Source organism: Massilia sp., from assembly GCF_031995545.1.
In the GTDB taxonomy this organism is placed as follows: Bacteria; Pseudomonadota; Gammaproteobacteria; order Burkholderiales; family Burkholderiaceae_D; genus Telluria.
This window is the reverse complement of sequence record NZ_DAMAGA010000018.1, coordinates 69551-90429: the sequence shown is the minus strand read 5'-3', so window position 1 is coordinate 90429 and position 20879 is coordinate 69551. Positions and strand designations below refer to the sequence as shown.

General features: G+C 65.2%; 21 protein-coding genes. 5 read left to right on the top strand and 16 right to left on the bottom strand.

Annotated features, from left to right (window positions below; all coding sequences use genetic code 11):
• Positions 1-1576 (bottom strand): GMC family oxidoreductase (locus RTQ83_RS14270; protein ID WP_312515788.1); only part of this gene is annotated, 1576 nt, incomplete at its 3' end.
• A 6-nt stretch (positions 1577-1582) separates the two neighbouring features.
• Entirely contained in the window at positions 1583-2314 is a 732-nt protein-coding gene (locus tag RTQ83_RS14265; protein ID WP_312515785.1) for a gluconate 2-dehydrogenase subunit 3 family protein, read from the bottom strand.
• 335 nt (positions 2315-2649) lie between these two features.
• On the opposite strand from RTQ83_RS14265, the gene RTQ83_RS14260 reads away from it, so the two are divergent.
• Positions 2650-3366 (top strand): GntR family transcriptional regulator, encoded by a 717-nt coding sequence (locus tag RTQ83_RS14260; protein WP_312515782.1) that lies wholly within the window; start codon positions 2650-2652, stop codon positions 3364-3366.
• Positions 3367-3369: 3 nt separating this feature from the next.
• Here RTQ83_RS14260 and icd read toward each other — a convergent pair whose 3' ends face one another.
• Positions 3370-4623 (bottom strand): NADP-dependent isocitrate dehydrogenase, encoded by a 1254-nt coding sequence (gene icd / locus RTQ83_RS14255; RefSeq protein ID WP_312515779.1) that lies wholly within the window; start codon positions 4621-4623, stop codon positions 3370-3372.
• A 169-nt stretch (positions 4624-4792) separates the two neighbouring features.
• Between icd and RTQ83_RS14250 the strand changes: the two genes are divergently transcribed.
• The gene (locus tag RTQ83_RS14250) at positions 4793-5350 is read left to right on the top strand and encodes a pseudouridine synthase (protein ID WP_312515776.1); all 558 of its coding nucleotides are present in this window, start codon (positions 4793-4795) and stop codon (positions 5348-5350) included.
• A gap of 71 nt (positions 5351-5421) precedes the next feature.
• Here RTQ83_RS14250 and RTQ83_RS14245 read toward each other — a convergent pair whose 3' ends face one another.
• Together RTQ83_RS14245 and rpsT are read right to left on the bottom strand one after the other, a co-directional pair.
• Positions 5422-7653: an NADP-dependent isocitrate dehydrogenase gene (locus RTQ83_RS14245; RefSeq protein WP_312515773.1), complete on the bottom strand. Its 2232-nt coding sequence runs from the start codon at positions 7651-7653 to the stop codon at positions 5422-5424.
• Between the two features lie 396 nt (positions 7654-8049).
• Positions 8050-8316 carry a 30S ribosomal protein S20 gene (rpsT, locus tag RTQ83_RS14240; RefSeq protein ID WP_027864728.1) on the bottom strand — a complete coding sequence of 89 codons (267 nt, stop codon included), beginning with the start codon at positions 8314-8316 and terminating at the stop codon, positions 8050-8052.
• Between the two features lie 235 nt (positions 8317-8551).
• On the opposite strand from rpsT, the gene murJ reads away from it, so the two are divergent.
• A complete protein-coding gene (gene murJ / locus RTQ83_RS14235; protein WP_312515762.1) occupies positions 8552-10102 on the top strand; it encodes a murein biosynthesis integral membrane protein MurJ in 1551 nt (516 codons plus the stop codon).
• 1 nt (position 10103) lies between these two features.
• Here murJ and RTQ83_RS14230 read toward each other — a convergent pair whose 3' ends face one another.
• The 11 genes from RTQ83_RS14230 to gspG form a co-directional block, all read right to left on the bottom strand.
• The gene (locus RTQ83_RS14230; protein ID WP_312515759.1) at positions 10104-10835 is read right to left on the bottom strand and encodes a type II secretion system protein; all 732 of its coding nucleotides are present in this window, start codon (positions 10833-10835) and stop codon (positions 10104-10106) included.
• Entirely contained in the window at positions 10829-11209 is a 381-nt protein-coding gene (locus tag RTQ83_RS14225) for a prepilin-type N-terminal cleavage/methylation domain-containing protein (RefSeq protein ID WP_312515756.1), read from the bottom strand. The genes RTQ83_RS14230 and RTQ83_RS14225 overlap by 7 nt, the downstream gene beginning before the upstream one ends.
• A gap of 5 nt (positions 11210-11214) precedes the next feature.
• Positions 11215-11694 (bottom strand): type II secretion system protein, encoded by a 480-nt coding sequence (locus RTQ83_RS14220; RefSeq protein ID WP_312515753.1) that lies wholly within the window; start codon positions 11692-11694, stop codon positions 11215-11217.
• Positions 11691-13772, bottom strand: coding sequence for a secretin and TonB N-terminal domain-containing protein (locus RTQ83_RS14215; RefSeq protein WP_312515798.1), 2082 nt, complete (start codon positions 13770-13772; stop codon positions 11691-11693). The genes RTQ83_RS14220 and RTQ83_RS14215 overlap by 4 nt, the downstream gene beginning before the upstream one ends.
• Positions 13772-14344, bottom strand: a complete 573-nt coding sequence (locus RTQ83_RS14210; RefSeq protein ID WP_312515751.1) for a hypothetical protein — start codon at positions 14342-14344, stop codon at positions 13772-13774. Before RTQ83_RS14210 ends, RTQ83_RS14215 begins: the two co-directional genes overlap by 1 nt.
• Complete coding sequence (locus RTQ83_RS14205) at positions 14341-14919, bottom strand: hypothetical protein (RefSeq protein ID WP_312515748.1); 579 nt, start codon at positions 14917-14919, stop codon at positions 14341-14343. Before RTQ83_RS14205 ends, RTQ83_RS14210 begins: the two co-directional genes overlap by 4 nt.
• Positions 14916-15479, bottom strand: coding sequence for a PilN domain-containing protein (locus RTQ83_RS14200; protein WP_312515745.1), 564 nt, complete (start codon positions 15477-15479; stop codon positions 14916-14918). The genes RTQ83_RS14205 and RTQ83_RS14200 overlap by 4 nt, the downstream gene beginning before the upstream one ends.
• Complete coding sequence (locus RTQ83_RS14195) at positions 15476-16279, bottom strand: hypothetical protein (RefSeq protein ID WP_312515742.1); 804 nt, start codon at positions 16277-16279, stop codon at positions 15476-15478. Before RTQ83_RS14195 ends, RTQ83_RS14200 begins: the two co-directional genes overlap by 4 nt.
• A 7-nt stretch (positions 16280-16286) precedes the next feature.
• On the bottom strand, positions 16287-17978 hold the full coding sequence (locus RTQ83_RS14190) for a GspE/PulE family protein (RefSeq protein ID WP_312515737.1): 1692 nt from the start codon (positions 17976-17978) through the stop codon (positions 16287-16289).
• 23 nt (positions 17979-18001) lie between these two features.
• On the bottom strand, positions 18002-19195 hold the full coding sequence (locus tag RTQ83_RS14185; protein ID WP_312515734.1) for a type II secretion system F family protein: 1194 nt from the start codon (positions 19193-19195) through the stop codon (positions 18002-18004).
• A gap of 69 nt (positions 19196-19264) precedes the next feature.
• The gene (gene gspG / locus RTQ83_RS14180; RefSeq protein ID WP_409456114.1) at positions 19265-19738 is read right to left on the bottom strand and encodes a type II secretion system major pseudopilin GspG; all 474 of its coding nucleotides are present in this window, start codon (positions 19736-19738) and stop codon (positions 19265-19267) included.
• Here gspG and RTQ83_RS14175 point away from each other — a divergent pair.
• Positions 19620-20111, top strand: coding sequence for a hypothetical protein (locus tag RTQ83_RS14175; RefSeq protein WP_312515801.1), 492 nt, complete (start codon positions 19620-19622; stop codon positions 20109-20111). The two genes, gspG and RTQ83_RS14175, sit on opposite strands and share 119 nt — an antisense overlap.
• A 27-nt stretch (positions 20112-20138) precedes the next feature.
• Positions 20139-20867, top strand: a complete 729-nt coding sequence (locus tag RTQ83_RS14170) for an NF038120 family PEP-CTERM protein (protein WP_312515731.1) — start codon at positions 20139-20141, stop codon at positions 20865-20867.
• The last annotated feature ends 12 nt before the right edge of the window (positions 20868-20879 follow it).

The following is a 20879-nucleotide window of genomic DNA, read 5'->3' as shown; positions in this document are numbered from 1 at the left end:
CCATGATCGCGCCGCCGCAGGTGTGGGTGCTCTGGTACTGGTTGATGTTGTAGTGCGAGCCCGGCTTCTTGGCGTCGCCCTTGGTCGCCAGCGGACCCAGCACCTTGCACATTTCCTGGGCCTTGTCGACCAGGTATTGCGAAGCGACGATCTCGTTGTCGTGCCAGTCGAAGGTCATGCGCAGCAGTGGACGGCCGAAGGCATCCTTGTAGTTCGGATCCAGGCTCAGGTACGCATCGTCGTACGACATGCAGGAACCCTGCACTTCGTAGTAGAACGAGTGGCGCATCGCATCCTTGGCGCCCTTCTTCCAGTCACTGCCCCAGCCCGGCACGCCCGGCGCGGTGGCGACGCCACGCACCGGACCGCCGCCCGGCTGGCGTGCCCACACGATGCCGCCGCCGATGAAGCCGGATTTGGTCGGATCGTTGCGGTTACCGTTCAGGTCGTCCATCGTGGTGCCGCCGCCGCCGATGCCCATGAACTGGTTGGCGTGCACGGTCTTGTCGAAGAACAGCGAGACGCGGTTCAGATTCTGGTACGAGTAGTTCTTGCCGATGGTACCGGTACGGGTTTCCGGGTCATAGGCCTGGCCGATGCCCGACACCAGCATCAGGTGCACGTTGTACAGCGAGAACGCGGCCAGGATCACGATGTCCGCCGGCTGCTCGGTTTCGCGGCCCTGGGCGTCGAGGTAGGTCACGCCGGTGGCCATCTTGCGGTCTTCGGTCAGGTTTACCTTCAGCACTTGCGCGTGGGTACGCAGGTCGAAACCCTTGCGGCCGCGCAGCACCGGCAGGATGTTCGCGTTCGGGCTTGCCTTCGAATAGTTCAGGCAGCCGTAGTCGGAGCAGAAGCCGCAGAAGTTGCACGGTCCCATCTGGCAACCATAAGGGTTGACATAGGTGCCCGAGGCGTTTGCTGCCGGGATCGGATAGGCGTGGTAGCCCATCTCCTTGGCCGCCTTGTAGAACAGCTCGGCGCCCAGGTAGTCCGGGTTCGGTCCGAGCGGGAATTCGCGCGTGCGCGAGCCTTCGAACGGATTGCCGCCGCCGACGAACTTGCCGTCGATGACGCCGGCCTTGCCCGAGGTGCCGCACACGTATTCGAAGTGGTCGAAGTGCGGTTCCAGGTCTTCATAGGTGACCGGGAAATCCTGGATCGACATGCCGTCCGGCAGGATCTTCTTGCCGTACTTCTGTTCCATCAGGCTGCGGATCTTGAAGTCTTCCGGCAGTGCGCGGAAGTGGCAGCCCGACCAGTGGCTGCCGGCACCGCCGACGCCGGTGCCCGGCTTGAACGAGCCCATGCGGCGATACGGCACCGCCACGTCTTTCGGGCTATGGCGGATGGTCACGGTTTCCTGCGCCAGCGACTGCAGGTATTTGCGGTGCACCGAGCCTTCGAGCTCGTCGACCACGCGCGGGTAGGCGAAGTCGGGTTGCGTATCGCGGTCCGGACCGCGTTCCAGCACCACCACGTTCATGCCGGCGTCGGTCAGTTCCTTGGCCAGAATCGCACCGACCCAGCCCATGCCGACGATGACTGCATCGGTTTTTTCTTTAATGATTGCCATACTCTTTTATCCTCTCCGTCCTGCCAGGTCCACCGGTCCCAGTGGATATGGACGGTCACGAATCTTGACCCACTCCAGGTAGTCCGCGCGCATGCCGGGGTAACCGATCATCTTCCACGCGCCCATGTTCTTGTTGCCGCCATGGCTAGGGTCGGCAAAGTAGCCGGCCCGCACTTCGGACAGATAGTCGGCAAAGAACAGCTTGGACGAGATGTCTTTCAGCTTGATCTTTCCGCCCTCCAGGTCCTTCAGCACCTGATCCTTCATGTTGTTGTCGAGGTCGGCGAATGCCTTGCCCGAGAAGGCATTGACGCAGTGCTCGTCGACGGCCTTGATGCCGACCTTGATGATGTCCTTCAGCGCCAGCTTTCCCTGGTAGCCGAATTCGGGCGCCGCTTCCATGAACGGGCCCTGCATGTACCAGATATTGCCGGCCGCATAAGGGGTCTGCATGTGGCGGTCGAGGAATTCCGGCACGCCCAGCTCGACGGCGCCAGGACCGTGCTCGTCATGCGGGATCAGGCGATCGACCGAGGCAATGACGAATTTCCATTCCTTTTCGTTGAAGAACTTGGGGGTGTAAGGATCGGGCTTGCCTTCGGCTTGCGCTGCGGAGGTGCTGGCATTTGCCGTCGGCAGGCCCTGGTGCAGGGCAGCTGCCGCGCCGGCGCCCATCGGGACGAACACCAAGCTCTTGATGAGCCAGCGCCGCGACTGGGATTGCTGATCGTCGGACATGGATGTGTCTTTCTACAGAGTAAATGTATTTTGTATGCAAAATGCAGGCGACATCATACCAATATGTCGTTTAATGCGCTAATGCAATTAAGGCCTTTTTGGAGTCTCTGAATATCCATGCCACATAAAACAACAATGTCCATCGCAATGTAATTTCTCAGTTTTTTGTTATTTTTGAATACTGAAAATAATCAGTTAAAATTCTGCTTGGGAGAAATGGCACAGCTTGCAATTCACACGCAGAGAAAATGCGTGAAAATACGCTGGCGCCGGCATTACTACGAACCTAAAATACCCGGTAATAAAATTGTGATGGAACATTAACCAGGATGGACATGCAAGATTCGGCAATTGAGATGGAAGCGATTCCCGGCACCGCCATGCCATCCGTTCCAAAGCTGGCGCGACAGCACCTGCACGACACCGTGGTGGGTCACTTGCGCAAGCTGATCGTCGAATCGGTATTCCCGCCGGGCGCCAAGCTGAACGAACGCGAACTGTGCGAGACGATGGGCATTTCGCGCACGCCGCTGCGCGAAGCGCTGAAGGCGCTGGCCGCCGAAGGCCTGGTCGATATCGCGCCCAACCGCGGCGCGTCGGTCTACAAGATGTCGCGCGAGGAAGTCTGGGAAGCGTTCGAATTCGTCAGCGGACTGGAAGCGATGGCCGGCGAACTGGCCTGCCAGCGCATCACGCCGGCGGAAGTGGACGGCATCAAGACCCTGCACGCCGCGATGCTGGCCTGCAAGGCCCAGGGCGACCTGCCCGGCTACTACAGCAACAACCAGGCGATCCATAACCAGATCACGATGGCGGCGCGCAATACCGTGCTGCTGCAGACCTACATGAGCATGAACCGGCGCCTGCAGGCACTGCGCCAGCGCACCAACGTCGTGCCCACCAAGTGGGACCAGGCGGTCGACGAACACAGCCAGATGATCGAGGCGCTCGATGCGCGCGACGGCAAGCGCCTCGGCAAGCTGCTGGCCGACCACCTGCTGGACAAGCGCGATTCGGCGATGCAGCTGCTGTCGGCGCCCACCGCCAAGTAAACGCTACATCTGCTCGATCAGGACTTCGCCGAAGCCCGAGCATGACACCTGCGTCGCGCCTTCCATCAGGCGCGCGAAATCGTAGGTCACCTTTTTCGAGACGATCGCCTTACCCATCGCCGCGATGATCAGGTCGGCCGCCTCGCTCCAACCCATGTGGCGCAGCATCATTTCGGCCGACAGGATCAGCGAACCCGGATTCACGTAATCCTTGCCCGCGTATTTCGGCGCGGTGCCGTGGGTGGCTTCGAACATCGCCACCGAATCGGACATGTTCGCGCCCGGCGCGATGCCGATGCCGCCGACCTGGGCCGCCAGCGCGTCCGACACATAGTCGCCGTTCAGGTTCAGGGTGGCGATCACGCTGTATTCGGCCGGGCGCAGCAGGATCTGCTGCAGGAAGGCGTCGGCGATCGAATCCTTGACCATGATGTCGCGCCCGGTTTTCGGATTCCTGATCTTGCACCACGGGCCGCCATCGAACGGCTCGGCGCCGAATTCCTTCTGCGCCAGCGCGTACCCCCAGTCGCGGAACGCGCCTTCGGTGTACTTCATGATATTGCCCTTGTGGACCAGCGTCACCGACGATTTGTCGTTGTCGATCGCGTACCCGATCGCCTTGCGCACCAGGCGCTCGGTGCCCTCCTGCGACACCGGCTTGACGCCCAGGCCGGATGTCTCCGGGAAGCGGATCTTGTCCACGCCCATTTCGTCCTTGAGGAAAGCGATCAGCTTCTTCGCCTCGTCGGAACCGGCGGCCCACTCGATGCCCGCGTAAATGTCTTCCGAGTTTTCGCGGAAGATCACCATGTCGGTCTTTTCCGGATTGCGCAACGGCGACGGCACGCCGGTGAAGTAGCGCACCGGGCGCAGGCACACGTACAGGTCGAGTTCCTGGCGCAGCGCCACGTTGAGCGAGCGGATGCCGCCGCCCACCGGCGTGGTCAAAGGGCCCTTGATCGACACCACATACTCGCGCAGTACCTCGAGCGTTTCGGGCGGCAGCCAGACTTCCTCGCCATATACGGCGTTGGCCTTTTCGCCGGCATAGATTTCCATCCAGCTGATCTTGCGCCGGCCTTCGTAGGCCTGGGCCACGGCAGCGTCGACCACCTTGATCATCACCGGCGTGATGTCGATGCCGGTGCCGTCGCCTTCGATGTACGGGATCACCGGGTTGTCCGGCACGTTCAGGGTGAAGTCGGCGTTGACGGTGATTTTCTGGCCGTCGCTCGGCACGGTGATATGCTGGTACATCGTGTTCTCCCGGTGTCATGGCTGCGACTGCAGTGGCCAGCTGGATTACAATGGCGCCTGCACAGCCAGTCCTCTATAAGACATGGTGTGTTTTGCATTATGCCCCAGTATTTTTCCTTGCGCCACGCAGTTTGCCCGACGCCTTCCCCATTCGCCTCCCCTGTTTCCGATGCCGCTGATCCTCTTCAATAAACCGTTCCAGGTCCTGTGCCAGTTCTCGCCGCAGGAGGGCCGCAAGGAAGACCATAAAACGCTGGCCGACTACCTGGACATTCCGGGCATCTATCCCGCCGGCCGTCTCGACGCCGACAGCGAAGGCCTGATGCTGCTGACCGACGACGGCAAGCTGCAGCACAAAATCGCTCATCCCGACCACAAGGAAGCCAAGACCTATCTGGTGCAGGTCGATGGCGTGCCGGATCCTGACGCCATGACGCGCCTGCAGGCGCCGCTCGACCTGGGCGACTTCGTGACCAAGCCGTGCCGCGCGGTGCGCATCGCCGAGCCAGCCTGGCTGTGGCCGCGCAATCCGCCGATCCGGGTGCGCCAGGACAAGCCGACGGCGTGGATCGCGATCACGCTGGAAGAAGGCAAGAACCGCCAGGTGCGGCGCATGACGGCGGCGGTCGGTTTTCCGACGCTGCGGCTGGTGCGCAGCAGTATCGGGCCGTTTTCGTTGGCCACGCATCCGTTGATGCCGGGCGAATACGCCGAAGTGCAGATGTAAAAAAACCCGCCGACCTCACGGTCTGGCGGGTTTTTCATTCGCGCGGCGGACGCCGCGCGTGCGTTTCAACTTCAGGCCAGCGATTCCAGCGCGGCGTTGAACGTCGCGCTCGGACGCATCACGGCGCTCACCTTGGCTTCGTCGAGCTTGTAGTAGCCGCCGATGTCGACCGACTTGCCCTGCACGTCCAGCAGTTCCTGCACGATCTTGGCTTCGTTCTCGCTCAGCTGCTTGGCCAGCGGCGCGAACTTGGCTGCCAGGTCGGCGTCCTCGGTCTGCGCGGCCAGTTCCTGGGCCCAGTACATCGACAGGTAGAATTGGCTGCCGCGGTTGTCCAGCTCGCCGGTCTTCGGCGACGGCGACTTGCGGTTGTCCAGCAGCTTGCCGGTGGCCGCGTCCAGGGTCTTGGCCAGCACCTTGGCTTTTTCGTTGCCGGTCTTGATGCCGAGGTCTTCCAGCGACACCGCCAGGGCCAGGAACTCGCCCAGCGAATCCCAGCGCAGGTGGTTTTCTTCGACCAGCTGCTGCACGTGCTTCGGTGCCGAGCCGCCGGCGCCGGTTTCGTACATGCCGCCACCGGCCATCAGCGGCACGATCGACAGCATCTTGGCGCTGGTGCCCAGTTCCATGATCGGGAACAGGTCGGTCAGGTAGTCGCGCAGGATGTTGCCGGTCACCGAGATGGTGTCCAGGCCGCGCTTGACGCGCTCCAGGGTGTAGCGCATCGCGCGCACCTGCGACATGATCTGGATGTCCAGGCCGTTGGTGTCATGATCCTTCAGGTAGGTCTTGACCTTCTTGATCAGTTCATTCTCGTGCGGACGGTACGGATCCAGCCAGAACACGGCCGGCATGCCCGAGTTGCGCGCGCGCGTCACGGCCAGCTTGACCCAGTCGCGGATCGGCGCGTCCTTGACCTGGCACATGCGCCAGATGTCGCCCTGCTCCACGTTCTGGCTCATCAGGACTTCGCCGGTGGCGAGGTCGGTGATGTTGGCCACGCCGTCTTCGGTGATCTCGAAGGTCTTGTCGTGCGAGCCGTATTCTTCGGCTTGCTGCGCCATCAGGCCAACGTTCGGCACGGTGCCCATGGTCTTCGGGTCAAAAGCGCCATGCCATTTGCAGAAGTTGATGATCTCCTGGTAGATGCGGGCGAAGGTGCTTTCCGGAATGACTGCCTTGACTTCCTTCAGGCGGCCGTCGGCGCCGTACATCTTGCCGCCGGCGCGGATCATTGCAGGCATCGACGCGTCGACGATGACGTCGTTCGGCGAGTGGAAGTTGGTGATGCCCTTGGCCGAGTCGACCATGGCGAGTTCAGGACGGTGTTCCTGGCAGGCGTGCAGGTCGCGGATGATTTCTTCGCGCTGCGACGACGGCAGGTCGGCGATCTTGTTGTACAGGTCGGCCATGCCGTTGTTGACGTTGATGCCGAGGCTGTCGAACAGGGCGCCGTGCTTGGCGAACGCGTCCTTGTAGAACATGCGCACGCAGTGGCCGAACACGATCGGGTGCGAGACCTTCATCATGGTCGCCTTCACGTGCAGCGAGAACAGCATGCCGGTCTGGTGCGCGTCTTCGATCTGCTCTTCGTAGAATGCCAGCAGGGCCTTGCGGCTCATGAACATCGAATCGATGATCTCGCCGGCCTGCAGCGCGACCTTCGGCTTGAGGACGATGGTCTGGCCGCTCTTGGTAATCAGTTCCATCTTGACTTCGCGCGCCGCGTCGAGGGTCATCGACTTTTCGCCGTGGTAGAAGTCGCCGCCGGTCATGTGCGACACGTGGGTGCGCGATGCCTGCGACCATGGGGCCATCGAGTGCGGGTTCTTGCGTGCGTATTCCTTGACGGCGCGCGGGGCGCGGCGGTCCGAGTTACCTTCGCGCAGGACCGGATTCACGGCCGAGCCGATGCACTTGCCGTACTTGGCCTTGATCGCTTTTTCTTCGTCGGTCTTCGGATCGGCCGGGTAGTCGGGCAGGTTGTAGCCCTTCTCCTGCAGTTCCTTGATGGCGGTGGTCAATTGGGTGACCGAGGCGCTGATGTTCGGCAGCTTGATGATGTTGGCTTCCGGCTGCAGCGTCTTCTTGCCCAGCTCGCTCAGTGCGTCCGGCACGCGCTGTTCCGGGGTCAGGTTTTCTGGGAAAGCAGCGAGGATACGGGCCGCGACCGAGATGTCGCTCGCCTCGACGTTGACACCGGCCGGCTTGGTGAAGGTGCTGACCACAGGCAGGAAGGCGTGGGTCGCCAGCAGCGGCGCCTCGTCGGTCAGGGTGTAGATGATGGTCTGATCACTGCTCATGCACATTTTCCTCGGTATTCGCGAACGGTTCGCGATGTTCAAAACTGGACAAGCGTCCCTGGACTGGCCCGCTCGCAGCGCTCTCGCCGGACATTCTACCCCTCCCCTTGCCGCAAACGGCTGGAGCGCAGGGTAAAAATGCAAACGGGTGGCTCACCCATCCCGGGTCACGGCGCACTCAAGTCTTCTATAAGACATAAGACGCGCCATAGTATGCCAGAGCTTTGCCTCGGATACCAGTTTTTAAACATTCGTCAACCCTGTGCGCCGTGTTTGACGAACCGAAGAGAAAAGCGCAGCGCCAAGCAAAAAAACCCGCCAGGGCCGAAGCCGGGCGGGTCTTTCCACTGCACAGAACTTGCCTGCGCGGCCCAAGGGCCGCACAGCACGCGGGGTTTAAGCCGACAGTGCCTTCAGGGCTGCAGCCAGACGGCTCTTGTGGCGAGCTGCCTTGTTCTTGTGAATGATTTTCTTGTCAGCGATGCTGTCGATGGTCGACACGGATTGCTGGAAGATGGTGGTCGCAGCGGCCTTGTCGCCAGCCTGGATGGCTTTGCGGACGGCCTTGATTGCGGTACGCAGGGTCGAACGCTGCGACGAGTTGTGTGCGTTTTGCTTAACTGCTTGACGAGCGCGTTTGCGCGCTTGTGCGGTATTTGCCATGGAATTTCCTAAATCGGGGTCAAGTTGCGTTTGCAAACATTAGCGACTGTCAAACCGGCGCCTAGCGAAGCCCGCCCAACGATTAGTGTCTGCTAACAGAATTCAGTACAGCCCACGATTATAGCGAAGCTTTCAACCGAGGGCAATTCATAATTCAAACATTGTCGGCTTCGTATCTATCCTGCAGCTGAGTTGCACCGGTGTTTGGCGTATTGCACAAGTATAATCTTGCGCCATGAACCTGCTCAGAACCCTCGCTGCCATCTCCAGCATGACCATGCTGTCGCGCGTCACCGGCCTGTTGCGCGAAAGCCTGTTCGCGCGCGCCTTCGGCGCCTCGGCGTATACCGACGCCTTCATCGTCGCCTTCCGCCTGCCCAACCTGCTGCGCCGGCTGTTTGCCGAGGGAGCGTTTGCCCAGGCCTTCGTGCCCATATTATCCGAATATAAAACCCAGCATGGCGACAAGGCCACCAAGACCCTGGTCGACCACGTCGCCACCTCGCTGGTGTGGGCCACCGTGCTCACCAGCTTGGTGGGCATCATCGCCGCCCCACTCCTGATCATCGCCATCGCCGGCGACCTGCGCGAGACGCCCGGCGCCTACGACGCCTCGGTGGTCATGACGCGCATGATGTTCCCGTATATTGCCTGCATGTCCTTCGTGGCGCTAGCTGGCGGCATCCTGAATACCTGGCGCCAGTTCAAGATTCCCGCGTTCACGCCGGTGCTGCTGAACCTGTCGTTCATCTTCGCTTCGCTGGTGCTGGTCAATTACCTCGAGCAGCCGATCTATGCGATGGCGATCGCGGTCTGCGTCGGCGGCGTGCTGCAGGTGGCGATCCAGATTCCTTCCCTGGTCAAAATCGGCATGCTGCCGCGCATTTCGATGAATCCGCTGTCGGGCCTGCGCGACGCCGGCGTGCGGCGCATGCTCAAGAAGATGGGCCCGGCCGTGTTCGCCGTCTCCGCGGCCCAGATCAGCCTGCTGATCAATACCGGCATCGCCGCCAGCCTGGCGGCCGGCGCGGTGTCGGCGCTGCAATATGCCGACCGCCTGATGGAATTCCCGACCGCGATGCTGGGCGTGGCGCTGGGCACCATCCTGCTGCCGAGCCTGTCCAAAGCGAACAGCGAGGGCAACACCGAAGAGTATGCGGCGCTGCTGAACTGGGGCCTGCGCTTGACGTTCCTGCTGGCGCTGCCGGCGGCGGTGGGCATGGCGACGCTGGCGGTGCCGATGATCGCCACCCTGTTCCACTACGGTAAATTCGACGATGCGGCCCTGGCCAATTCGGCGATGCCGCTGATGGCCTACAGCGCCGGCCTGCTCGGCATCATCCTGGTCAAGATCCTGGCCCCGGCCTTTTATGCGCGCCAGGACGTCAAGACGCCGGTGCGCATCGCGGTGCTGGTGCTGGTCGCTACCCAGTTGATGAACCTGGTGTTCGTGCCGCTGCTGGGCGTGGCGGGGCTGGCGCTGTCGATCGGCCTGGGCGCCTGCATCAACGCCACCTGCCTGTATATCGGCCTGCGTCGGCGCGGCATCTATACGCCGCAGCCGGGCTGGCTGGTGTTCTTCGTCAAGCTGGCGCTCGGCGTGGCTGCGCTGGGCGCGGTGGCCTGGTTCGGCCAGGCGCAGTTCGACTGGGCGGCGATGAAGGCAACGCCGGCGCTGCGCATCGGTGCGCTGTTCGGCATCATCGCCGCGGCAGCGGTCACCTATTTCGCCGTGCTGGCGCTGCTGGGCTTCCGCCCGCGCGACTTCCGCCGCCGCGCGGTCTGAATCAGCGTACAGGGGGCGCCGCCGGCGTCTCCTCGGCGTTCTCGCCGTCTTGGGCCGGCTCAGGTGCCGGTGGCTCTTCCTGAGTATTTTCCTTCGCGTCGTCCTTCGCTTCTTCTTTTGCGTCTTCCGGCGGCGTTTCCGGCTCCGGCGGCGTGGGCGGTTCCTCGACCGGCGCCGGCGCCGGCGGCGGCGCGGTTGTTGCGGGCGGCGTGGCGGCGGGCGCTCCCGGCTGGCTTGGCGCCAGCGCCGCCGGCGCCAGGCTGCGTTCGCTGGCGGTGAAGCGCCATTGCGAGATCTTTTCCTTGCCGTCCAGGCCGCGGAAGCGGCTGTCGAAGTTGGCGATCTTCAGCGGCTGCGCGTCGGACAGGCTGTGGAAGGCGACGATGCCCACTTCGCCCCCGCCCAGGTATTCGATGCCCCACTCGGCCTTGCCGGTGAGCGGATCGACGAACACCTTGCGCAGGTGGCGCCGCACGCCGGGAAAGCGCGGGTCCTTCAGCAATTCCTTGACCGACGGCGGATACGGCGTGGCGCCGCGCGGCGTGGCGGCGGCGTAGCTGTCCAGCGCGGCGCTGAAGGCGGCCCCGATCTCCAGCAATTCTTCCTCGGCCGCCGCGCGCTGCAGGAGCGAGCCGACCTTCAGCGTGGCCGCGCCGACCAGGCCGACGATGGCCACGAAGATCACCAGGCCGAGATAGGTGAAGCCGGCCTGGCGTATCCGCTTCGCTACCACTCGAGGAACGGCCGGCCGCGCCGGTCGTTGCCGGCGGCGCCGCTGCGCACGTTCGCCACGGCGCCCTGCTCGCCTTCCTGCGGCGCCTCCAGGATCCAGGTCTCGCGGCTTTCGGCGATCGGGTCGAGCGGAATCTCGCGCAGGTATTTTTTCTCGACCAGCTGCTCGAGCGAGTCCGGATAGCGCCCGGTGTCGGAGCGGTACTGGTCGATCACGGCGCGCGTGCTGCGCAGATTGTCCATCAGGATCGTCTCTTTCGCGCTGTCCACGCTCGGAAAGAAGCGCGGCACCGCCAGCGTCAGCAGCAGTGCGACGATACCCAGCACCACCAGCAGCTCGATCAAGGTAAAACCGCTGTGCTTACCTCTATCCATCGTGTTCACCATTTGTTGTACGGGATGCCGTTCAGGCCTGTCCGTTCGGAGTTCGAATGCACATCGTAGACGTCGTCGCCTTCGCGCGGCTCGTCCGGTTCGCTGGCATAGCTGCGCTTGCCCCAGGTCTCGGCATCGCTCAATTCCGCATCCGGGTTGAACGGGTCGCGCGGCAAACGGCGCAGGAAGTAGATCTTCGCTTCCTTCGGGCTGCGCAGGTCGGGCGCGCCTTCCACCAGCAGTTCCAGGCGCGCCGGATAGCCGCTGGCGCCGGCCGCCTTGGCCACCCGGCCTTCGTCGCCGGCCTTTTTGTAGGCATCCAGAGCGCTGCGGATGTCGCGCAGCGCGCGCCGCAATTCCTGCTCGTCGCGCCGCTGCACGGTAACCTCGGCCACCGGCAGCACCAGGGTGCCGAGCAGCGCCAGGATCGCCAGCGTCACCAAGAGTTCGATCAGCGTAAAGCCGCGGCGGCGCAGCGCGTTCATCGCGTCGGCAGCGGCGGGGTCACGCCCGGCGGATAGGCCACCGGCTGGATCTCGACTTCCTGGGTCGCCGGTTCAGGTGGTGGCGGGGCCGGCGTCAGCGGCGCCGATGGCGGCGGACCCGATTGCGGCGAACCGAGTTGCGGCGTCACCGGCAGTGCCGACGGCGGCACCGAGGTCGCCGGCACCACGGTCTGGGGCTGGGCCTGGCCCTGCACCGGCGTCGGCACCACGATCTGCTGGCCCGGCACGACACCGGGCGCCAGCACCACCGGCGCGCCCGGCGCCACCGCGCGCGAATCAGGCACCACCACCCGCACCACGTTGTCGGGACGGCGGCGGAAGCTGGCTTCGGTGCCGGCGCCGAATTCCGAGGCCGACGCCGGCGGACGCTGCACCCCGCGCACGATGCGCGGCGTGATCGACAGCACGATCTCGGTACGGTCGGTCTGGTCGCGCGTATTGCCGAACAGGCGCCCCAGCACCGGCAGGTCGCCCACGCCCGGCACCTTGCTGCCGCTGGTGCGGTCTTCGTTGCTGATCAGGCCCGCCAGCACCTGGTTCTCGCCATCCTTCAGCTGCAGCAGCGTGGTGGCCGAGCGGGTGCCGATGCGGTAGGCCACGCTGCCGTTGCTGGTGGTGATCGATTCGCCCAGGTTGCTCACCTCGAGCGAGATGCGTATCGCCACTTCGTTGTTCAGGTAAATGGTCGGCTCCACGTTCAGGGTCAGGCCGACGTCGATGTAGTTGACGTTTTCCGAAGCGAAGCCGCCGATCCCGGACGACACGGTGGCCGAGATGTTCGGGATCTTGTCGCCGATGACGACTTTGGCCTTTTCCTTGTTGCGCACGCGGATGCGCGGATTGGCCAGGGTGTTGGTGTCGCCGTCGGTCTTGTTGGCGGCCACGGTGGCGCCGATCGGGCCCACCGTGATGTTGCTGCTGTTGAAGGTGCGCAGGTCGTCGATCGTCAGGCGCGCGCCGTTCAGGGTCTGCAGCGGCGAGAACGACAGCGCGCTCGGCCAGGCGATACCGAGGTCCATCACGCTGTTGCGCTTGATCTCGAGCACCTCGACGTCGAGCATGACTTCGGGCTCGGGCACATCCTGCAGCGCCACCAGCTGGGTCGCGATGCGGATCGCTTCCGGGTTGTCGCGCAGGATCACCAGGTTCAGCTTCTCGTCCACCACCACGTCGCGCGCCTTGAGAATGGTCTTGAAAGTATTGGCGATGCTCTTGGCTTCGGCATTGGCCAGGAAGAAGGTCTTGACCGTCATCTCCTGGTACTCGCGCAGCTTGGCCGCCACGTTCGGGTAGATCAAAATGGTATTGCCGTCCATGACCTGGCGTTCAAGCCCGTTGGTCATCAAGAGGTAATACACCGCCGCCTCCACCGTGCTGTTCTTCAGGAAGATCGAGGTGCGGCCGTCGGCCTTGACGTCCTTGTCGAAGACGAAGTTCAGGCCCGAATGGCGCGCGATGATCTCGAACACCTGCTTGAGCGGGGCGTCGCGGAACTCGAGGCTGATCGGTTTGCGGTAGGCCGCCGCCAGCGTGCCGTCGGCGCCGGGACGCATGGCGGCCTTCTCGTCGACCTGCAGCAGCAGCTGGCGCGCCGGCTCGTGCGCCGGACGTTCGGTCAGCAGCGCCGACAGGGTCGCGCGCGCGCCGTCGAGATCGTTCTTGTCGAAGGCGGCGCGCGCCTGTTCCAGCATGGTGGCGTGGCGGCGGTCGGCTTCCACCTGGCGCAGGCCGGCGCGGGCGCGGTCGTTGCCGGGGTCGATCGCCAGCACGCGCCGGTAGTCCTCGGCCGCGGCGTCGGCCTGGCCGGCGGCGAGGCGGCCGTCGGCGCCCTCGATCAGGCGCCGGGTGGCGCCGTCGCGCGCGCGCAGATAGGCGGCGCGGTACACCGGATTGCCCGGGTCGGCGGCCACCGCTTCCTGGTACTTGGCCAGGCCGGCCGCCACCTGGTCCTGCGCCACCAGCGCGTTGCCATCCTGGTAGGCGCGCTGCGCGGCGCAGCCGGCCAGCAACAAGGGCAACAACGCCAGCGCCAACCCATGAATCCGGGAACGAACCATCACTCGAATACTCCAATATTGATCTGCTGGACCTGCTCAAGCGGCAGGTAGGTCAGGGTCAGGACCGGCGGACGGATCGCATCGACCCGGTAGGTGCCGTCGATCGTGGTCTTGTCGCGCACCAGGTAGGTGCGGTCGCCGCGCTCCAGGTACACCTCCCACTGGCCGTCCTGCAGCGACTTGCCGATGAAGGTGTACGGCAGCGGCGGCGCGCTCGGGGGCGGCGGTGGCGGCGGCGGTTCGTTCGATGGCGGCGGTGGCGGCGGGGTCCAGTCCTGGCGGGCGAACAGCGCATTCTCGCCGGCGCCGAAGCGGTCCTCGCCCGCGCCGATCAGGGTCTCGCGCGGCAGCAGTCTCTGGACCGCGATTTCACCCAATGCGCCCGCTGCGCCCGACGATGCCGGCGCGCTTGCAGGCGCGCTTATAGGCCTGTCGGCGGGTGCAGCTGCGGGCGCCTGCGCCGCACGCTCGACCGGCTCCGCTACCGCATCCTCGGGCGTGCTGTCGCCGAAGACCACCAGCCCCGCGGCCAGCACCAGCGCCGCGCCCATCGCGATGTGACGCGGCTTCATCGCGGCGCTCCCGTGGTTGCCGCGGACAAGTAGAACGTCAGGCGCAGGCGCGCCTCGACGCCGGTGTCGCCGATGGCGTCGCGGCGGAATGCGACGTCGTCGAGCGAGGCGTGCGGCATCGCGCGCAGCACGTCGAGGGCGAAGCCGAGGATGGCGCCATAGCTGCCCTTCACCGGCAGGTTCACCTGGTACGTGGTCAGTTTTGCGTTGCGGTCCTGGGCGCTGCGGTATTCGCCCTGCGACAGGCTCAGGCCGTGCTTGGCCGCCAGCGCGAACACGTCCTTCAGCTGGCGTTCGACGCCGCGGCGGTCGCCCAGCGTGGCATAGAAATGCTGCAGGTTCTGGTCGCTGCTGGGCGGCGGCGCGACCGCAGGCGGCGCCACCGGCACCGGCAGGCGTGCCAGCCGGCGCGCCTGTTCGTAATCCCGGTCGAGCTGCTCGCGCGCCGGCAGCAGCGCCAGCTGCGCCCCGATGCCGGCCAGCACCAGCACTACCGCCAGTGCCAGCATCGGATTGATGCGGCCCAGCGCCAGGCGCGCGCGCAGCAGCAGGCCGGCTGCGGTGATCGTCTTCATGGCGCGCTCCCTGCTACGCTCCATTGTGCGCTGATCTGGAAGCGCAGCGGGCGGTTCGGGTCCTGCTCCATCACTTCATGGCGCGTCAGCACCACGCTGCTGAAACCTTCCTCGGCCTGCATGCGGCTGACATAGGCCAGCATGTCGTCGCTGCTGCGCGCTTCGGCGGTGATGCGCAACTGGCGCCGTTTGGCGTCCGGCTCCAGCGACAGCAATGCCACCGAGGCCGGCGTGGCGCTGGCCACCGCTTCGGCCAGGTCGCGCCATGGCAGGTTCAGTTGCATGACGGCGGCGTTGACGGCGCTGGCCTGGGCCGGGCTGAGCGCGATCTTCGGCGCCGGCGGGGCGACGCTGATGGCGACCGGCGCCTGGCTGCGCGCCGCGACCGCGGCCTGCAGCGCTTCCAGCTCCGCCTTTTGTTCGGCATAACGGTCGGCCTGCACCAGCGCCGCCGCAGCCAGGGTGACGATCGCCGGCACCACGAATACCAGGCGCGGCGGCGCGCGGAACAGCGTACGACGCAGGCCCGGCGGCGCGAAATCGATGCGCGTGCGTTTCATGCGGCGCTCCCGGTGCGCGCCAGGCGCGCCAGTTCCGACCAGCCGTCATCGATATTCTCGAGCAGGCTGCAGGCGAACTTCAGGCGCCCCGGGCTGCTGGCCCAGGACGATGGCGCGGCGCCGCACAGCTGCAGGCGCTCCGGCCGCCCTACCCCGACCCGCAATGCCTCGCGTCCGACGTGCGCTTCCAGCCAGTCGCGGTCGGCGCCCGGCGGAATCACCGCGGTACGCACCGCCGCCAGCGCCCGCCCTTCGTAGGCGGCCAGTGTCAGTACGCCGCCATGCACCTGGCCGAACCAGGCCCCGGGCCGGCGCTCGCGCCGCCACTGGTTCAGCGCCGCGACGAATTGCGGTGCCACTTCGACCAGGTGGAAGCGGTGTTCGTTCGCCGCGGCCGTCAACTGGTCGAGCAGCACCCTGGGCGCGGCGGCGGCCAGGAACGGGTTGTCCGCGCTCCAGTCGGCACTGATGCGCCAGTCGAGCGGACTGGCGCCGAACAGGTGCTGGAAGCGCAGCGCGGCCGCCGCTTCCAGGTCGGCCAGGCGGGTCGCGCCCGGCGGCGGCGCTACCCGCCACAGGCGCAGCAGGTCGTCGGCCAGCACCACCGTCACCGGCCAGCCGGCCAGCGGCAGGTCACTGAACAGCATGCGCAGGCCCGGCGCCAGCGCATCGGGCGCGAACAGGTCGAGCGGCTGCTCGCTGAGTGCCAGCGGCGCGCTGCCGAACAGGCGCCCGGTCTTGACCAGGGACAGGCCATTGGCGGCGACGCCGATGCGCAGCGACTGTCCCAGCCGTCTCATGGTCGGCCTACGCATGCAGGGTCACCCGTTTGATCTCGTCGATAGTGGTGGCGCCGCGCCGCACCAGGTCCAGTGCCGCCAGGCGCAGGCTGCGGGTGCCGTTGGCATGGGCGGCGGCCTTAATGCGGCGGATCGGCTGCTTGTCGACGATCAGTTCGCGGATCTCGTCGTTCAGGGTCAGGATTTCGGCGATCGAACGACGACCCTTGTAACCGGTACCGCGGCAGTCGCCGCAGCCGGCGCCGCGCATGAAGACGTAATCCGCCACCTCGGCCGGCTCCAGGTGCACCGAGCGCAATTCCTGCTCGCCCGGCGTGTAGCGTTCGGCGCAGCGCGGGCAGTTGGTGCGGATCAGGCGCTGGGCCCAGATACCGTTCAGGGCCGACACGAAGGCATACGGGTCGATCCCCATGTGGGTGAAGCGCCCGAACACGTCGAACACATTATTCGCGTGGACGGTCGTGAGCACCAGGTGGCCGGTCAGCGCCGACTGCACCGCGATCTCGGCGGTTTCGCGGTCGCGGATCTCGCCCACCATGATCTTGTCCGGGTCGTGACGCAGGATCGAACGCAGGCCCTTGGCGAAGGTCAGGCCCTTCTTTTCGTTGACCGGAATCTGCAGGATGCCGGGCAGCTGGTATTCGACCGGGTCTTCGATGGTGATGATCTTCTCGCGCCCGTTGTGGATCTCGGTCAGGGCCGCGTACAGGGTGGTGGTCTTGCCCGAACCGGTGGGGCCGGTCACCAGCAGCATGCCGTAAGCCTCCTGCGCCAGCTGGCGCAGCGTCACCAGCGAAGGCGCGTCGAAACCCAGTGCTTCCAGCGTCAGCGAGCCGTAGGCCTCGATCATGGCGCGCTTGTCGAGGATACGGATCACCGCGTCCTCGCCGTGGATGCTGGGCATGATCGAGACGCGCAGGTCGATCTCGCGCCCGCCCGCCTCGACCCGGAAGCTGCCGTCCTGCGGCACCCGGCGCTCGGCGATATCGAGTTCGGCCAGCACCTTGATGCGCGAGATGATGTGCTCGGCCAGTTCGATGCCGCCGACGGTGGTGGCGTGATCGAGCACGCCGTCGATGCGGTACTTGACCGCCAGCCCGCCGGCAGTGCTTTCCAGGTGGATGTCGGAGGCGCCCGCTTTCAGCGCGTCGTACAGGGTGGAGTTGACCACCTTGACCGCCGGGCTGCCGCTTTCCGACACCGAGGCGAACGACAGCACGGCGGCGGTCTTGCCGTCGCGCCGGGCGTCGCCGGCACCGCCCACCAGCGAGTCGACGGCGCGCGCCGATTCCTCCTGCTTGGACAGGTAGGCCTGGATGTCGGACTGCAGCGCCAGGCACAGGGCCAGCGGGCGGCTGGCGCTGGCGCGTGCCTGGGCTTCGAGCCAGGTCTGCAGATCGAGGTCGAACGGGTCGGCCAGCACCCCGCTCAGGCGGCCGTCGCCATGGCGCAGCAGCACGCAGTGGCGCGACAGCGCCTGCGCCAGCGGCAGCAGGTCGAAGGCCGGGCTCAGGCCCAGCATGTCGCCGGTTTCCATCACCTCGAGCGCGAACGGCGCCGCCAGTTCGCGCACCAGCTGGCGCGGTTCGCGCCCGGTGATCGCTTCCAGCTCGGCCACCAGGCCGCGGCGCGAATTGGCGGACAAGGCGCGGGCACGCGTCAACAGCGCCGGGTCGAGTGTTTCTACGCTCTGTTCCATTATCGGCAGGTTTGCTTGCGCGTTCACGACATGTCTCCGGCCAGATCGAAGATCGGCATATATAACAGCACCACGATGGCGCCCACCACCAGGCCGATCCCGGCCATCAAGAGCGGCTCGAAAGTGCGCGTGAAGCGGTCGATCCAGCGCCCGATCTCGCCGTCGTAGAAGGCGGCCGACTGGGTCAGCATCGGCCCCATCTCGCCGGTGCGTTCGCCCACGCGCAGCATGCGCAGCGAGATCGGCGTGGTCAGGCCGTTGGCCTCGAACGCGTTCGACAGCGGCTGGCCCGATTCGATGGCGGCGCGCGCCGCCTGCAGGCCCTTGCGCACGCTGCCGGACACCATCGGCTGCACGGTCTCGATGGCGCCGACGATGGTGATCCCGCCTTCGGTCAGCATGCCCAGCGTCAGGTACAGGCGCGAGAGTTCATAGATGCGGGCACGTTCGCCGATGCCGGGCAGCCTGGCCAGCAGGCGCGCCACCCCGCCGCTCTTGAGCAGGTGGCGTACGCCCACTACCGCGCCGATCAACAGTGCCAGTGCCGCCAGGCCGATCGCGCCGCCGTGGCTGGACGCGAACTGGCCCCAGTCCAGCAGCAGCTGCGACATCCACGGCAGGCTGCGTCCGGCGCCGTGATACACCTCGGCGAACTTCGGCACCACGTAGCCGATCAGGAAGCCGCTGACGCCGCCGCCCACCATCAGCAAAATCACCGGGTAGATCGAGGCGCTGACGATCTTGGCGCGCACGGTGTCGATGCGCTGCTGGTAATCGATGTAGCGCGCCAGTGCGCGCGGCAGGTCGCTGGTGCCTTCGGCGGCGCGCACGATGCCCACGTACAGCGGCGGGAACAGTTCCGGCTGCGCGCCCAGCACCGTGGAAAAGCGCTTGCCCTCGCGCAGGCCGCCCAGCAGGCGTTCCAGCACGCCGCGCGGACCGGGCGCGCTTTCCTTTTCCAGCAGCGCTTCCAGCCCTTCGACGATGCCCAGGCCGGCGTTGAGCAGGGCCAGCAATTCCTGGCTGAACAGCACCAGATTGAGTCTGGGGCCGCGCGTGCGGGTCAGCTGCAGGCCGCCCGAGCGCGCCGGACCGACCGCGCTGACGAACAGGCCGCGCGCCTCGACCTGGCGGCGCGCCTCGAATTCGTCGGCGGCGTCGACGATCTCGTTCGAGATCGACATGTCGGGCGCAAGGGTGCGAACGGCGAACTGCATGAAAGGCCCGTCGTGAATGCTGTGGAGCGTGAAATAGGTGGCTGGGGTGGCTGCGTCGAAGGCGCCGGCTTATTGCGAAGAGATGTCGGCGTTGTCGCCGCTGCCGCCGGGCTGGCCGTCCTTGCCGAGCGAGACGATCTCGTACTCGCCGCGGCTGCCGGGAGAGCGGTACTGGTAGGCGTTGCCCCACGGGTCGAGCGGAATGCCCTTCTTCAGGTAGGGACCGTTCCACTTGGCGCCGGCGCTGGGCGGCGCCGTCATCAGCGCGTTCAGGCCTTCTTCGGCGTTCGGATAGCGTCCGACGTCGAGGCGGTAGGTGTCGAGCGACTTGTCGAAGGCCTCGATCTGGGCCTTGGCGACGGTGACTTCGGATTTGCCCAGCTGCGAGAAATACTTGGGACCGACATAGGCCGCCAGCAGGCCGATGATGACGATCACCACCAGCAGTTCCAGCAGCGTGAAACCGGCGCTACGGCGAACTGGATCTACTGCGACGCCCCGCTTGGCAGCGAAGCCCTTGGCACAACCCTTGGCACAAACCATCAACCGACTCCTAAATTGCTTCAGTGAAAAGCATTGCCGAAGAAGGCTACCACGCGGCTCGGCAGGCCGACAACTCTTCTTTGCAAAAAACCATGATGCCGATGGCATGGCAATAGCGATTTATTACACGTCACATTTATTGATCTTAGGAAACGGTGCAAATTTCATACGCATGAAATTCGCTTCCAATGGGCATGTTTTCATAGGGAAAACCAAATTAAATCAAGAAAAGTTAAGAAAACTCAAAATTACTGTTGTTAAACTTTTTTACACTTTTCTTATTTCCATTGATATATTTCTTTTCAACCTGAGCACATCAGGTGCCAAAGCGCTGTGCCCCGCCGTACCCAGGCGAGAGAAATTTCAAACATAAAGGCAGATCATGATCCGGAAATCGCACGTGGCAGTTCCCCTCGGCAATACCCTCACCAAACTCCTCGGCGCCACCCTCGCCACCGCCGCCCTGGCGGCACCGGCCCAGGCCGGCGTCATCGGCTTCGAAACCGGCTACGGCATGGCCATCGGCAGCGGCGAAACCTACAGCGAGGCGGGCTTCGACCTGCTATTCGAGGCGCTTGACTACACGGCGGTGGGCAGCGCGGTGGGCGCGATCATCGACGGGACCGACCCGACCGCGTGCGTGGACATGGCCTGCCCGGTGGGTAACGAGAGCTACTACTACGGCGCCTTTAACGACAGCATCGTCTACGTCACCTCCAGCACCGCCGGCCAGCGTTTCAACGTCAATTCCTTCAACGCCAGCTTCATCGGCGCCGACCCCAACCTGACCAGCTACCCGATCGTCGCCGGCCTGCTGCGCGTCCAGGGCTGGCTGGCCGATGGCCGCTCGACCTACCTCGACTTCCGTCTCGACGGCCCAGGCACGAACGGCTTCGACTTCGGCCACTACGTGGCGCCGAGCGCGTTCGCCAGCCTCGACTTCGTCCAGGTCGCCTTCTTCGGCCTGGCATGCGGCCAATCCGGCACCTGCACCCCGTTCGTGACCAACCAGGGCCAGTTCGGCATCGACGACATCGAACTGACCGCGGTGCCGGAACCGGCCAGCGCGCTGCTGTTCGGCCTGGGCCTGGCCGGCCTGGTCGCCGGTGCGCGCCGCCGCAAGGCGTGATGGGCCCGCTGC

Excerpts from the sequence above, each read along its gene's own strand:
- RTQ83_RS14195 (WP_312515742.1), bottom strand. The coding sequence starts at position 16,279 with ATGAGACGGCTGGGACAGTCGCTGCGCATCGGCGTCGCCGCCAATGGC.
- RTQ83_RS14265 (WP_312515785.1), bottom strand. The coding sequence starts at position 2,314 with ATGTCCGACGATCAGCAATCCCAGTCGCGGCGCTGGCTCATCAAGAGC.
- RTQ83_RS14205 (WP_312515748.1), bottom strand. The coding sequence starts at position 14,919 with ATGAAGACGATCACCGCAGCCGGCCTGCTGCTGCGCGCGCGCCTGGCG.
- RTQ83_RS14250 (WP_312515776.1), top strand. The coding sequence starts at position 4,793 with ATGCCGCTGATCCTCTTCAATAAACCGTTCCAGGTCCTGTGCCAGTTC.
- RTQ83_RS14185 (WP_312515734.1), bottom strand. The coding sequence starts at position 19,195 with ATGCAGTTCGCCGTTCGCACCCTTGCGCCCGACATGTCGATCTCGAAC.
- icd (WP_312515779.1), bottom strand. The coding sequence starts at position 4,623 with ATGTACCAGCATATCACCGTGCCGAGCGACGGCCAGAAAATCACCGTC.
- RTQ83_RS14260 (WP_312515782.1), top strand. The coding sequence starts at position 2,650 with ATGCAAGATTCGGCAATTGAGATGGAAGCGATTCCCGGCACCGCCATG.
- RTQ83_RS14220 (WP_312515753.1), bottom strand. The coding sequence starts at position 11,694 with ATGAACGCGCTGCGCCGCCGCGGCTTTACGCTGATCGAACTCTTGGTG.
- RTQ83_RS14175 (WP_312515801.1), top strand. The coding sequence starts at position 19,620 with ATGATGACGATCACCACCAGCAGTTCCAGCAGCGTGAAACCGGCGCTA.
- RTQ83_RS14200 (WP_312515745.1), bottom strand. The coding sequence starts at position 15,479 with ATGAAACGCACGCGCATCGATTTCGCGCCGCCGGGCCTGCGTCGTACG.
- murJ (WP_312515762.1), top strand. The coding sequence starts at position 8,552 with ATGAACCTGCTCAGAACCCTCGCTGCCATCTCCAGCATGACCATGCTG.
- RTQ83_RS14225 (WP_312515756.1), bottom strand. The coding sequence starts at position 11,209 with ATGGATAGAGGTAAGCACAGCGGTTTTACCTTGATCGAGCTGCTGGTG.
- gspG (WP_409456114.1), bottom strand. The coding sequence starts at position 19,738 with ATGGTTTGTGCCAAGGGTTGTGCCAAGGGCTTCGCTGCCAAGCGGGGC.
- RTQ83_RS14245 (WP_312515773.1), bottom strand. The coding sequence starts at position 7,653 with ATGAGCAGTGATCAGACCATCATCTACACCCTGACCGACGAGGCGCCG.
- RTQ83_RS14190 (WP_312515737.1), bottom strand. The coding sequence starts at position 17,978 with ATGGAACAGAGCGTAGAAACACTCGACCCGGCGCTGTTGACGCGTGCC.
- rpsT (WP_027864728.1), bottom strand. The coding sequence starts at position 8,316 with ATGGCAAATACCGCACAAGCGCGCAAACGCGCTCGTCAAGCAGTTAAG.
- RTQ83_RS14215 (WP_312515798.1), bottom strand. The coding sequence starts at position 13,772 with ATGGTTCGTTCCCGGATTCATGGGTTGGCGCTGGCGTTGTTGCCCTTG.
- RTQ83_RS14210 (WP_312515751.1), bottom strand. The coding sequence starts at position 14,344 with ATGAAGCCGCGTCACATCGCGATGGGCGCGGCGCTGGTGCTGGCCGCG.